Annotated in this window: 12 protein-coding genes; 2 read left to right on the top strand and 10 right to left on the bottom strand. The window is 55.7% G+C overall.

Annotation, left to right across the window (positions count from 1 at the left end):
* The first annotated feature begins 365 nt into the window (after positions 1–365).
* Together BPRO_RS24925 and BPRO_RS24920 are read left to right on the top strand one after the other, a co-directional pair.
* Entirely contained in the window at positions 366–1,451 is a 1,086-nt protein-coding gene (locus BPRO_RS24925; RefSeq protein WP_011485832.1) for a DUF4297 domain-containing protein, read from the top strand.
* Positions 1,452–1,502: 51 nt separating this feature from the next.
* Positions 1,503–3,251: a hypothetical protein gene (locus tag BPRO_RS24920; protein WP_011485831.1), complete on the top strand. Its 1,749-nt coding sequence runs from the start codon at positions 1,503–1,505 to the stop codon at positions 3,249–3,251.
* Between the two features lie 756 nt (positions 3,252–4,007).
* On the opposite strand, the gene BPRO_RS24910 is transcribed toward BPRO_RS24920, so the two are convergent.
* The 10 genes from BPRO_RS24910 to BPRO_RS24865 all read right to left on the bottom strand — a co-directional run bounded on the left by BPRO_RS24910 (position 4,008) and on the right by BPRO_RS24865 (position 12,533).
* The gene (locus BPRO_RS24910; RefSeq protein ID WP_011485829.1) at positions 4,008–5,921 is read right to left on the bottom strand and encodes a hypothetical protein; all 1,914 of its coding nucleotides are present in this window, start codon (positions 5,919–5,921) and stop codon (positions 4,008–4,010) included.
* A 216-nt stretch (positions 5,922–6,137) separates the two neighbouring features.
* Positions 6,138–6,479, bottom strand: a complete 342-nt coding sequence (locus tag BPRO_RS24905; protein WP_011485828.1) for a hypothetical protein — start codon at positions 6,477–6,479, stop codon at positions 6,138–6,140.
* 532 nt (positions 6,480–7,011) lie between these two features.
* A complete protein-coding gene (locus tag BPRO_RS24900) occupies positions 7,012–7,359 on the bottom strand; it encodes a hypothetical protein (protein WP_011485827.1) in 348 nt (115 codons plus the stop codon).
* Positions 7,360–7,489: 130 nt separating this feature from the next.
* On the bottom strand, positions 7,490–8,455 hold the full coding sequence (locus BPRO_RS30620) for a hypothetical protein (protein ID WP_011485826.1): 966 nt from the start codon (positions 8,453–8,455) through the stop codon (positions 7,490–7,492).
* Between the two features lie 30 nt (positions 8,456–8,485).
* Positions 8,486–9,019, bottom strand: coding sequence for a VRR-NUC domain-containing protein (locus BPRO_RS28175; protein WP_011485825.1), 534 nt, complete (start codon positions 9,017–9,019; stop codon positions 8,486–8,488).
* A 204-nt stretch (positions 9,020–9,223) separates the two neighbouring features.
* Complete coding sequence (locus BPRO_RS24885; protein WP_157046000.1) at positions 9,224–9,466, bottom strand: hypothetical protein; 243 nt, start codon at positions 9,464–9,466, stop codon at positions 9,224–9,226.
* A gap of 16 nt (positions 9,467–9,482) precedes the next feature.
* Entirely contained in the window at positions 9,483–10,142 is a 660-nt protein-coding gene (locus BPRO_RS24880; protein WP_011485823.1) for a phospholipase D family protein, read from the bottom strand.
* A 235-nt stretch (positions 10,143–10,377) separates the two neighbouring features.
* Positions 10,378–11,085, bottom strand: coding sequence for an NYN domain-containing protein (locus BPRO_RS24875; protein WP_011485822.1), 708 nt, complete (start codon positions 11,083–11,085; stop codon positions 10,378–10,380).
* 149 nt (positions 11,086–11,234) lie between these two features.
* Positions 11,235–11,675 carry a hypothetical protein gene (locus BPRO_RS24870; protein ID WP_011485821.1) on the bottom strand — a complete coding sequence of 147 codons (441 nt, stop codon included), beginning with the start codon at positions 11,673–11,675 and terminating at the stop codon, positions 11,235–11,237.
* Positions 11,676–11,702: 27 nt separating this feature from the next.
* Positions 11,703–12,533: a hypothetical protein gene (locus tag BPRO_RS24865; RefSeq protein WP_011485820.1), complete on the bottom strand. Its 831-nt coding sequence runs from the start codon at positions 12,531–12,533 to the stop codon at positions 11,703–11,705.
* Positions 12,534–12,637 lie beyond the last annotated feature (104 nt).

The raw sequence follows: 12,637 nt of genomic DNA, 5'->3' as shown, positions 1-12,637 counted from the left end.
TGGGCGGGGTGTTGTGCAAGATTTCGCTTGAATGCCAGGTACAGACTGACTGCCGACTTAGGGCTACCCGAAATGCTCGCTCCATACCCGACATTGACACATCAGCAGCGTGACCGTCAGCAATGTGGCGTCGATATAGATGTTCGCTGCACCTGCACCCGGCCAGAAGCAGTAATTGGCTAATGTCTGCGTTTAGGCGGCGTGCTCAGTGTCCCGCTTGTGGTGGAAGCGAGCATTCACAGAACCACTCATTTTGGGGGACAAATTTGCGGTCACCAATACGATAACGTACCATCATCAATGAATCATCCTGTGTGCCGTGTGAAAGCTGGATTGAGTAGTCGTCAGAAGAAAAAGGGGAGTGGATGCCATTTCATGAAAATCTAAATGATTCGCTCACAAAGGAGCGCGGTGGGCGGCATGGCGGCAAAGGCCATGAGTTTCAGCGCTACTGGGCACTTTGCCATTTACTCAAGCTTGACCTCGAACAAGATGACTACCTCCTGCTCATTGAGTTCATCGAAGATGTTGCGGTGCTCAATGCTGCCAGCACACCTACGGAACTCGACCTTTTCCAGATCAAGAAGAAGGAAGGTGCTACCGGCGTCAAGTGGACGAAGACAACCTTGTCAAAGCCCCCCAAAGACGGGATGTCCATTCTTGCGAAGCTTTATGAATCTAAACGCATATCGCCCGATTCGAGCGCGTCAATTGCTTTCGTGAGCAATGCGCCGGTTGACTTGACTCTGCATGACGGGAAGGCATCCACCGATCATGAACAGTTCAGTGCCAGCGAAATAGAAAAGGACTTGAAAGAGTCACTGCAGAAGTCGATTGCTGGCGAACTCAGTTGCACTGAGCAGGAAATTGAATTTGGGTCACTGACGTTCATCAAAAGCCCTCTGGCTATGGATGATTTGGAAAATCACGCCATTGGGAAAGTATCGTCATATTTGGGACAGAAGTTCCCAACGCACAGCGCTCGGGCTGATGTATTTTGTAAGGCCCTCTACGGCGAACTGAAGATTCGGGCTACCTCAACGCAGGACGCAGTCACTTTTGAAGAACTCTGCAAGATCAGGGGTATCGCAAAGAGTCAGTTCAATGAAATGTTGGCAACCACGCTGGCGCGAAAGCCGGATAGCGAAATCATTGAATCCGCCATCGCTGCGCTAGTTCAAGAAAACGTTCCGTTCGTTGACCGCAACAAAGTGAAAGATGAAGCCCGCCGCTACCTGATTGACAAAGCTGGTAGGGGTGGAGCGGTTGTGGCAGCGCTTGAGCAGTCTATTGATCGACTCGTTCCAGTGATACCGAGCAACCTTGTACGGTCTTGGGATGTCGCAAATTGGATCGAGGGCGAAATAGCAACATCTGCGCAAGCCTCAACTTTCACCATGCTCGATAAGCACTACTTGCTTGCAGCGATCCTGTACAGGGTCAATCAATGAGCAAGCTAACGAACGCACTCCGCTTGGTAAGAAATTTAAGGAAGGGCAAGCATGAAAAGTTTGCGATTCAAAAAGCTCTGGCTAGTATCAGAAGCATCGAGAGCAGCGCGCAGCGTCGAATTCAACCCGAAGATGACCTTGCTGGTGGGCAAGAATCACACGGGGAAATCGACGCTGGTCAAGCACATATTCAAGACGCTGGGGTGCGAGACCAAGGGTAAGACTGATCGCTGGGACAACCTGGCGATATCCGTTCTTCGCTTCGATCTGGATGGGGTCGATTACCTAGCGTATCGGCGCGCCAATGTATTTGCCTTGAGGAATGAATCAACGGGCACCATGAAGGTCACAACAAAATCCAGCGAATGGTCGGAGATACTTGCGCATCTGTTCGACTTTCGGTTGATGCTGCCAACGCACCAGGAAACGTTGGCACAGGCCACGCCTCCATTTCTTTTTTTGCCGTTCTATTTCGATCAGGATGGTAGCTGGCAGAAGCAGTGGAACTCCTTTGACAAGCTCACTCAGTTTTCTACGTGGCAGAAGCCGCTTACTTCTTACGTGACCGGGCAACGACCAAACGGCTACTACCTTGCCAAGTTTGAAGAAACAAAGGCTAAGGCTGAAATTGGTAAGGTGTCCCATGAACTAGGCGTTGTGCAAGCCGCACTTGTTCGGGTAAAAAAAGCATTGCCACGAGTAACCGTGCGCATGGATACTGGTGCATTCAAGCAGGAGATTGCCGACCTATTGCGCAATTCAACCCAACTGAAACAAGAGCAAGAGTCACTGCGAAGCAAGGCTTTTGAGTTGGCCTCCGTCAAGGAATCCTTGAGTACGCAAATAGCGATGGCTAAGGATGCCTTGCGTGACCTTGAAGGTGACTTGAAGTACCTCACCGAAAGCAAAGTTGATCCAACATTGCTGTGCCCTACCTGCGGTACTACCCATGAAAATGGATTCCCCATCCGTCTAGAGCTTGTAGATGACGCGGTGACTCTCAGGAAAATTGCCGCCGAGCTGGAGTCGGAAAGGCAGAAGGTTGATGAATCCCTCGCCGGGATTCAGGGGAAGCTAAATAGGGTGAAGCTTAAGTCGTTGGAGATAGAAAAGACTTTGCAGGTGAAAAAAGGCGCATTGCGCCTGCAGGATGTGGTGGACAGTCAAAGCTCGGAAGTCGTTCGTGGTGCATTTACAAAGGATATGGACTCCCTCAAAAAGCAACTTGCAAAGCACGAGGAATTATCTGCAGACCTGAAGGACAAGGCCGCCAAATTTGACGTGCCTGAACGAACAAAAGAAATCAATGCCTTCTATGCCGAACGCTTTGAACTCTTCGCCAGCGAGCTGGGCGTTCAAGACTTACGTGACGACGTTAAGAAGAAGCCTGATGCAGGCATCACTGCCAGTGGAAGCGCCTTGCCTAGATCATTATTGGCGTATCAGTTCGCTGTACTGCACACGGCGAAGGAAAAGGGCGATGCAAAGATTTTTCCTGTAGTTGTTGATTCGCCCAATCAGCAAGGTCAGGACGCGGAACATCTTTCGCAGATGTTGAATTTCATTGTCAAGCGGACACCTGCCGGTCAGCAATTGATCCTGGCCGTCGAAGAACGTCCACAGGGGTTGCCGTTCGATGGCACTGTCATTGAACTTACTACGCCATATGGATTACTTGACGCAACGCTATATGACGAGATATCTGATGAGTTGCAGAATCTGGTTGACGCCGTAGCCGAAGGCGTCAATGTTCGATTGGCAAATCAACGCATTGAAGTTTTGCAAGACACTTCGGAATAGCTCTTAGATTCTTTGAATATTTTGGGTAATGGAACACAAAGAACTAACTGCCTGCTTAAGCGGGTAACTATCTTCAATGACTGCAATAGCGGTCATTCTGGAGGGCAGTGCAGTGATTGCCAATTCCCCATTAGGGCGATTATGCGAACGTCCGCTTTATGGTGTTGATTTATGGGGCACCGACTTCCGCTTTGTCTCGTCAAGAGCCGGTTATGAACGACCGTTTGACTGGAAATCAATTGGGTTGCCGGTAAGCCGACACCGACGATCGGCAGCAAACGCTGAAAAGCAGAAGGCTGCTTCAGACTGACTGCTGACATAGGCTTATTCAAGCTGCTCGCTCCATACCCGACGTTGATATCGACAGGTTGGGTGTCGGCAATGTGGCGCCGATTTCGAGGATTGCTGCACCCGCACCCGGCCATTAAGAGTCGCTAGTGACCGGCTGCTATCTGGTCGTCCAGTTGGTAACAATCGCGCGCGGCACCGCTCCGCCCACCGCGGCATGAACGCAAGCGTTTAGCGGTCCCACCGTGTCTGGCGAAACGTCTCTCCCGCTCGACGTCCTGCAGCTCAACGCAGAACTTCAGGTACTGCTCATGACTTGGCTGTCGTTGTATCCCCTGGTTCTGAAATTGAGCCGAGCGGGTGCTATGCAGCCGACCTCGGTCACTTCAAGCTCAAGGAAGGCCTTGTAACCGCTACAGTCGTCGGTGACGAGCTTGCTGTGCCAGACCGGCTTATCGGCGGGTGCGATTACGTCGGCGGACACGCCGCTCCACTTGGCTTTGCACCGCATCGCGGCGGTGGCGGCTCCTTCCTTGGAGGCTTAGCAGGCGCTTGAGGCGTCACAAGTGCCACAAAAGCACCAGCGTTTCCGTTCCTGACGTTCCTGAAGTTGTTGCCGTCTTGCACATACCCAATAAGCTGATTAGGCGTTAGGCAGAGCGGATGGCTGAGTTCTATGTCACACATTGCATTGGAAATACTGGCCAACTTAACGCGGGCAAGATACATGGCAACTGCCTCATTGATCAGCTTGACAGTATCGGCATTGGGCGAATTCTGGGAAAAGGCGGGGTAGGTCAGCGAACCGCATGCAAGATCTTGTCCCTTGCAATAGTCGATGATCAACTGAACTTCATCTGACGGCTTGAGACCTTGTTTGTTGTCGGTCCAATCACGCTTGAGAGGCGCTCGCACAAGAAATTGCAGATATACATCGTAGGGAGAGGAGTCCCACGGCTCATCAGCCTTGTCTGCAACAATCAGCGCCGATACGAAAGGCGACTTCTTGTCGGCGGCCTCATTTGCAGCGGCTGCGGCAATCAGTGGAGCGGCTGTCACTGGTTGCAACGCCTTAAGTCCTTGAACTGAGAACGGGGGGGAGACACTGTTTGCGGCTGCGATGTTTGCAACGCGACGGAGGTACTGCGTTCCGAAAATCAGCCTTGCGACTTCCGTTTTCCTCTGCGCTTGCTCTTCACTCTCGGACCCGCCTGGGATGGCGGCCCTGCAGTATTCAGGCTTCTCTGACTTCGCCCACCTTTCGATGTCGTCAGACTGACACTTCCCGGTAGCGGCGCAGTAGTTGAGTATCTCAGGAATGCAGAACGCCGCCGACCGCAATGCATCCGCGGAGTCACTGACTTGCTGAGGCGTCATGAATGGTCTGTAGTAGCTAGCAGGTGCGTTGACGGCGGCTGTATAGAGACCCAAAAGGTCGACGATTCTCCAATAATGGGACCCGAGGTACTGCATATCCGCAGACGGCAGAGCCCTGGAGCGCAGCTTCTCGCTGAAGTCAGGGATCGTCGAGTAAGGCATGACGACCACTTCCAATGGCGATACGTCGTCCTTGCCAACATTGACGGAGGTCTTAATCCACTCGATTGCGCCAGCTGCGTCTATCGGAAGTTCTTTCTTGCCTCCGCCATCAGATAAGTACGACACCTCCGTCTGCGCTGCCGATCCCTTCTTCGTTTTGATCCTTTCCATCGACGCCTTCGCCTTGGCGGCGCCGTACTTGCCCGACGCCTCCACTTTCAGGCTCTCCTGAATTTCCTCTGCATCGAGCTTGTATGAAAATACAAGGTGGTACCTGACGCCATGGCGGATTGCGGCAACGAATCCGTCACCACATTTCGCGCGGAACTTGGCCGTAGTTGATCCCGCTTTCGTGTCGTTCGCAATTTCGTTCGCAAGTAACGTGTTGATTAGAAGGCTGGCCTTGCTGGCGGCTGGAATCAATTGCTTGCCGCCGTTCATCGACTCAATGTTCGCGAGGACGTTTCTGCGCACATGGTCAATGGTCACACTTTTCGCGTATTCCGCCTTGATGCTTGCTGAAGCTGCGCCGGCGTCGTAGCTACCCTCGGCACTAAGCTTCATCGACTCGAAGAGGGTCTCCTTGTCCTCGAGAAGCTTGTAGTTCGCCGACGCTGATTGCGTCGGGAGCGCTTCATCGCCACCAGTCACGCAGATCGTTGGAAGGAATCGGCCAGTCACGTAATCGTACCCTTGGCCAAGGTAGGCGCCTTGGAATGGATACGCCCGCTCGATAGGCCTTAGATCGTTGATTGCGCGTTGTGCATGAGCAGGAGAGGTCAGCACTACGGACATTACCAATGCCGCGCTTACCGTTACAGACACGAAGTGGATTTCGCTCATGGACTCTCCATGCTTGTTCGTTGTGTGGGGCCGATGGTGCCATGTTTACAACACGGGCGAATCCCTAAGCCGTAGTATTTTGCTAAAGGCCAGCCTCGTCCCAGAATACGCATCGCACGAACGTCCGGATGAAACGAGCAGGCGAGAAGATGCGGAAAAATGGTCGCTACGCCTCGAACCTAGCCTGTGATAAGTCGATCGTCACTGCGTCGCGATTCACGAGCTTTCGCAGCGTTTATTGACTTGATCAAGCAAGCGCTCGAAGTAGTCTTTGGCATCGTCAGTCGGAGAATTGGGACCAACTTCAAGATGCAAAAGAATTATCTCCGCAGAGGCACACGCGGCAATCTTCTGGATGTTCATCGCACCTTTAGCCATGGAGTCAAAATCGGAATTGGCAAAGGTGACTGTAAATTCGACTGGGTTACCCATCGCTAATAGGAGATCAACCACTGATGCGCCAAGGATGAAACGAGCTCCTTCGTCGCCGAGCTTTTCGATCCTGCGTATTCGTTGCAGGACTGCAGCGTCGGTCTTGCTGAAGCGAATCTTTGGCATGTGGTGACCCCCTTGGTCAGATAATGACAGAGCAGCAACAACGTGTCAAAGGGCTGGCCGGTTTGCGCATATCTACCTGGACGCGACTGCGGCGCAGGCACTTCCAGCCGTGGCTGTAATGCACTTCTCGACGGGGCTGGCCTCCTACGGACTACCGGGGGATGTCCGACCGGCGGCTTTAGGGCGACGAATTCGATGCCTTGCAAGTTCCTTCAGGGTCGGCAAGAGCCGGTCATGAATGACCGTTGACTGGAAGTCAATTGAGGTGCTGGTAAGCCGACACTGACGACCGGCATCCTCCGCTGCTTTGCGGGTCTACGTTTACCACCATTGCCGACCTTCAATTTTCACGTCGGTTAAATCAAAACCGCCCTCAACCGCCAGTTTTACGCGCTTTCAGTCCGCGGCTGACACCCGGCCTCAGAGTGAGAATCCGCTCGTTTTACCTTTTCGAGGCGATGGGCACATTTAGCCCACTTCGCGCACTGGATCTCTTCGCCCAGTTCTGTGATCACCGTGGCCCTGACCATGATTACTCCGGTTTGCCCTGTCCATCGGGCGGCGCGGTTATCACCGGCGGAATTCCGTGCACCACGCCATCAATCCAGCCCTGGACGGTTGAATGTTCATGCAAGGGTCGGTGGCCACCGAAGAAGCCCACCAGTTCCAACGCCTGGCGTATGGTGATTTCCATCACGGGCTGAGGCGTGGCGGCGGAATCGGAGGCTTGCAGCGCGCAGAGCAGCTGCTCAATCCGTTGCAGCAGGTCGTCCGGTAGATCGTCATCCCGGGTGTAGCGGCGCTGGACCTCGCGCAGCAGATCTTCAAGGTTGTCGGTGACGGGAATGTCTGCGGCTGCTGGCGTCGGGCTGTTGTTCATTGCTGGTTTTGAGATTGGGTTTTTCAATTCAGGAATGGGCTGGTTTCAGGGAGCGGAGGCCTGCAGTAGCCGGCGTATGCGCTTGATGGGGGCCCAAGTGGCAGCACCACGGAGTAGGCCAACTTCGCGCTCATAGCCATCCTCCAGCGGCCACGTGCACGGGGAGAGGCGAATCCTTGGGCTTTGCGGCCTGTTTGACGCGGATCTGCTCCACTTTGGTCCAGACCCGGGCCAGCTCGACTTCTCCGCACTGGTGCATGTCCAACTTGTGGGCCAGGCAAAACGCGGCCAGCGTGAGCATGACACCGCCAACTTCCTGAGGCTTTTCGCCGATCGGCCGGTCGAACACATAGTCGACCAGCTGGTGGGCGTCGCTGCGTGTGCGGTTTGCGGACTGGTAAAGCTCGATGGCCTCCTCCAGAAACCGATTCGACCGTTCAGTCTTGTCTCCGGCAATCGCTGCCCCGAAGCACTCCAGCAGCCACGGCCGAACGCGGTATTGGAAGGCGGGCACACCCATCAGGGCCTTCACCTTGCTCGAAGTCGCTGGGCCGCAGTTGTCACGGATGTGGCGGCCAATGTCATTGATCTGTTCAGTGGTGAAGACCTCGTTATCCAGTTCCATCAGCAGGGGCACGATGATTTCGCGTTTGGAAGTCTGATCGCGGATCGTGATCAACTCCTGTGTGCGCTCCATCCCGGTCTGCATGTCCTCGCGCACGATGCACTTGCCCAGGTTGACCTGGCGGGCCAGCTCCGTGCAGCGATCCTCCGCAGCCTGTCGCAGCTCGTGAGGTGTTTGCCCGGAGCATTTCTGGACAGTCACGACAAAGCGCTCACCCGGCAGGATCTGGCTGGATGTGAAGGTCACTTCCAGGTAGTTCTCAGCGGTGCATCCGTCAAACTGCGCGGCGAACATTTCAGCCAGCAGGGACGCAGCGCCACCCTGCAGTGCCAGCCGGTTTCCCTCCATGCTGGTCAGCAGGGTTTCCTTGTTGAATTTACCCTGCAGCAGCTGTTCGAGGCGGCGCACTTCGGCACGCAATCCCTCAACTTCGCTCGTAGGGGCCGGTGTGGTGTCGGTTGATGTGTTCATGGGAATCTCCCAAAGTTCGAAGTTCGTGGGCTACGCATTCCAGCCCCGTTCCACGCAGGCCGGTTCTGGTTTGCCGTTCAGGAAGGCCAGTACCAGCGCTTCAAAGGCCTCCAGCGATCGGCAAACGCTTGTCAGATAGCCCTCGGCCTCCAGCCCCCGAAGCCAGAATTTCTGTTCTTCCTTAAGCCGCCCTGTATCGGACTTGAGCTCAATGGCAAGGCCCCGCCAGGAGCCGCGGGCGCGCGGGAGAACGAAATCGGGGATGCCGGGTTTGGTGCCCATGGCCTTGAGTTTTCCGGCTTCCCCTTTGGAGCGGGCACCGCCGTTGGGGACGTGCACCAGGTACTGGAGAATCGGATGGCGCATGGTCTGCAGATCGGCCCACTCGAAGCAGGAACGATGCAAATCCTCCTCGGGGCTGGCGCGCTTCGCGCCTTTGGAGGTCTTTTCGGATGCACTGGAGCTGGGCAAGGTGATGGTGCCCTTGGCTACCAGAACACGGTAGTCGGCCACTGAAAGCCGATCCGGGTTACGTGCGTGTGCTGTGGGGCTGGAATTGCTCATGTAGGGTGTTGAGATATGGGTTGTAACTCAGAGTCGCATGGAACCCGCATCTGTCAATGGCGTATGGGCAACGTCAGTGAGCACTGAATCTGCACGGCTGATGTTGTCGCCCATGGTTCGGCGTCCCCCCGAATTGGGCAGTGAGGCTAGCGTGGGTGCTGTCGGTGAGCAGCATAGGTAGTCAGCTTCCGGCAGGACTTCACGTCAGCTGGCGGCATCGAACTCGGAGTCGCGGCCCGCGAAGTAAGGTTCGCCGGGGTCTGAATCGGCAGCCGACTTGATGCGTACGGCTTGGTTCTTCGTTTCCTCCAACGTTTTCAGGCAATCCTGCAGGCGCCCCAAAAGGACGGGGTATTCGCTGTGCGTGTCGAACGCACGGCCGGCCCGGTGGATCGCTGCGACGACTTCCCACTTTGCTTTTTCGATAGCGTCGATGGTTTCTTGCATGGTCAAGGTTTCCATTTCAGTACCGGAGTTCATACGGGGTGGACTGGCGGTAATTGCGCTGGAAGTGGTCGAGGTACACCTTTGCCAGGGCCGGGTTGTTCCAGTTCACCAGCACGTTTTCGCTGTTTCTGCTGGCCGCGGCGGCGCTGTAGTTGTAGCTGCCCAGCTCGGTGGTGATGCCGTCCACCAGAATCACCTTGTCGTGATGGATGGCGTAGACGTTGATGGTGCGCACGTCCACACCGGCATTCACCAGCGCAGACAGGGCGGCACGGGCCTTGCCGCTGCGATCTTCGGCCACGTTGTTCTTGTGGTCGGCCACCAGTTTGATGTCCACTCCCCGCTTTTTGGCGTTGAGCAGGGCCTGGGTCACTGGCGCACTGGTGAAGCTGTAGCTCAGAACGCGAATCTCGCGCTGTGCGCTGTCGATGACTTTCACAATCAGGGCTTCGGCGCCTTCGTTGGGGGAAAACGCCACTTCGACTGTGCCGGCGGCCGCAACGGTGTGGGAAGGCTTGCTGGAGACTCCCTCGCTGAATTTCTTGCCTTCGCTGAAGATGGCGTGCCCAGCGGTCTTCATCAACATGGAGGAGATGTCAAAAGCGAAGCTGTGGCTGCAGGCCAGCATCAGCGCGGACACCATGGCTGCTTTGAACAAGGATGCGGTACGGGTCATATGGGGTTCTCCTGTTGGAATCTATGAAATGGCTAAAGGGTTGAAACCAGCTTCACACGGGTTGCGGGTTTGTCAATGGAAGGGTTTGGCGAAATTCGTTGCGGTAGGCCCGCACTACGGCGGCGAGGGCATCGCACGTCCTGGCGCGCTCGGGCCCCAATGGGTACGGGGCTGGCGGTGGTGTTCATGCTGCTGACATGCCTTACATGGATGGATTCAAGGTAGACCGGATTGGCTACCTGTCAATGCACCGACGGAAATGGTTTCCCTGGTCCTTGCGTCCACCAGGCCGCTGTGAGGTGGTTGTGGCTTTTAGTCTGAGCCATTGCCTGCCTTGATCTTCAAATACGTCAAACTCATCCATTACTTCCGTCAGTGCATTGATTCCGGCGGTGCCTTTAGCGGCTATCCGCCACTTTCGCAAGCGACGAACCGCCTCATTGAGTTCAATTGTTTCGCCAGCATGCAATTCATGCAGACAGTCCAGGATTGCAATCGTTCGATGCTGCGGCGATGGCATGGCCATGCGCCTTTGGTCCATGGGATAGCAACTGTCGTAGCAACTCACCGCGAGCTTGGTCATGATGTTCGCACGGGCAAGACATGCTGTTGCTACCCCCCTGTGGCGTAGCCATAAAGCCGTGTCCAAGAAGTCCTTGTCACCAGACGCAATTGCAATCAGCTTCGGTTTTTGGGGTTGATTGGTGAGCGCTTTCGCATGACGTATCAGCGCCTGATCAGCTCTGTTTTTTATTGCAAACTCCGTCTCAATGCGCGAAATTCCGAGCAGGCGATCTGCCTTGTCGAGGTATTGAAGGTGGAGCTTTGCGCCAAAGGCTGCACACATCTGCACTGGTCCATAGGCACGTTCTACGTGGCGATACGCCTCAAAGACGAAAGATTCACCGTTGAGGTTTTCTGCATCAATCAGGAGTACGTTCATCGAATTGTGCGTTCCCAAATTTCCATTACCGAGTGATCCGAGCTACAGACTGCCAACGCCATAGGGCAGCGCAGATCGAGTGCTGAGGGAGGTTGGACTTGCATGGTGTTATCCATTTCCTGTGTTAGTGGCTTCCGTCCAGTGGGCGATCAATACAACTGCCCTGTCACGGACTGGGGAGAGGTTTCCCCATCCGTAGGTTGCGAAGGTTCGGCGGATGTGCAAAGTTCACGAGCAACCTGGTCGAGCTGCATCACCACCACGGTGATGTCTCCCTTGAGCCTGGCGTTGTCGCTCGGGCGCACGTCCTGAACGGGATTCTTGCCCAGCTGGCCCAGCTGGCCCAGGGCATCGGCGTGCTGCTGGAGCAAGGCGGCGGTGAGTTGGGCGTTGAAGGGTGCCCCAACGGAGTAGGCATCCAGGGACCGCGTGCGCAGCGCGGTCACCAGCACCTCGGCATCCTGCAGGGCATCCACCGGGTCGCGCTGGATGGCGAGTTCGAAGGTGGAGCGCAGCCAGTTGGAGGCGCCGGGGTTCTCCAGGATGTGTTTCTCGATCTGGGCGGCGGGGGCGTGGGTAAAAGTTGGCACGGTGTTTCCTTGTCTGGTGGGGCTGTGTTATTGGAAGATGGTGTTGGACGCCGTGGCATCGTTCGAGGCTTGTTCCGCGCGCACTTGTTGCGCGCGCAGGGCGAGTGTTTCTTCACCCGCCAGGTCCTCGGGGGTACTGTCTGCGAATGGCTGCCCCCATGGCTTGCCGTACCGCACCGGTGCCTTTGGGTCGAGCTCAAATCGGGGCGTGGCCTGCATGTAGGCCCAATCGGGGGTGTCTTCAGGCAGTTCCTTGCTCATGGGCATGACCAGCAGCAGGGTGTTCTCGTTGATCGCGACGATTCCGGGCTTTGCGCCGTGGGATTTGATGGCAGGCGGGTCGGGAATGAGCGCGAAGAGTTCGTAGGCCTGCTGGATGCGGCTGTGGTGCAGAAAGGAATACTCAGCCTGTGTGATTGCTTCTTCCTTACGCGGGAGGAAGCGCTCAAAGTGATGTACGCGGCAGATGGTTTCCCGATCGGCAAAGGTGCGGTGGACTGAAACAATTTCCACCTGGCGACGCTGCGCGTGGTCGACCTGCCCCAACGGATTGGGCATGCCGGGCGTGACGAGGATCTGGACAGTGCCATAGCGGTCCCCACCCTCGCCCAACTGGTCTTCGTAGGCGAGCGCCCTGTCTATGAGTTCCAGGGGCACAACCACCACGGTGTCCTGGCCATCCCAGCCGCGGATCTGGACGGGGCACAGCCGCTGGAAGTACATGCTGGTTTTGTCATGGGCGACCATGCGGGCGTTCAAGGCACAGGCGCTGAGCACCAGGCCAGGTGTAGCTTTTTCGTCGTAGTCCATGAAGAGGCGCGCTGCGCGCAGTTCATGCGTGCATACAGTGAAGGCCATGCGGACATCCCCGGCGGGAGGTTGGTTGCTGGTTTGTTCTGGCAGGGTGTTGGATGACATAGAAGTTATCCGTAAATAGTACACTCTGGTCCTGAGCCGTAGTT

Source organism: Polaromonas sp. JS666 (genome assembly GCF_000013865.1).
GTDB lineage: Bacteria > Pseudomonadota > Gammaproteobacteria > Burkholderiales > Burkholderiaceae_C > Polaromonas.
Note: the sequence above shows the minus strand (reverse complement) of the source record. Positions and strands in the feature narration are given on the sequence as shown.

Bases quoted from the DNA above. Each gene is read 5' to 3' on its own strand.
- BPRO_RS24925 (WP_011485832.1), top strand. From the start codon at position 366: ATGCCATTTCATGAAAATCTAAATGATTCGCTCACAAAGGAGCGCGGT.
- BPRO_RS24920 (WP_011485831.1), top strand. From the start codon at position 1,503: ATGAAAAGTTTGCGATTCAAAAAGCTCTGGCTAGTATCAGAAGCATCG.
- BPRO_RS24910 (WP_011485829.1), bottom strand. From the start codon at position 5,921: ATGAGCGAAATCCACTTCGTGTCTGTAACGGTAAGCGCGGCATTGGTA.
- BPRO_RS24905 (WP_011485828.1), bottom strand. From the start codon at position 6,479: ATGCCAAAGATTCGCTTCAGCAAGACCGACGCTGCAGTCCTGCAACGA.
- BPRO_RS24900 (WP_011485827.1), bottom strand. From the start codon at position 7,359: ATGAACAACAGCCCGACGCCAGCAGCCGCAGACATTCCCGTCACCGAC.
- BPRO_RS30620 (WP_011485826.1), bottom strand. From the start codon at position 8,455: ATGAACACATCAACCGACACCACACCGGCCCCTACGAGCGAAGTTGAG.
- BPRO_RS28175 (WP_011485825.1), bottom strand. From the start codon at position 9,019: ATGAGCAATTCCAGCCCCACAGCACACGCACGTAACCCGGATCGGCTT.
- BPRO_RS24885 (WP_157046000.1), bottom strand. From the start codon at position 9,466: ATGCAAGAAACCATCGACGCTATCGAAAAAGCAAAGTGGGAAGTCGTC.
- BPRO_RS24880 (WP_011485823.1), bottom strand. From the start codon at position 10,142: ATGACCCGTACCGCATCCTTGTTCAAAGCAGCCATGGTGTCCGCGCTG.
- BPRO_RS24875 (WP_011485822.1), bottom strand. From the start codon at position 11,085: ATGAACGTACTCCTGATTGATGCAGAAAACCTCAACGGTGAATCTTTC.
- BPRO_RS24865 (WP_011485820.1), bottom strand. From the start codon at position 12,533: ATGGCCTTCACTGTATGCACGCATGAACTGCGCGCAGCGCGCCTCTTC.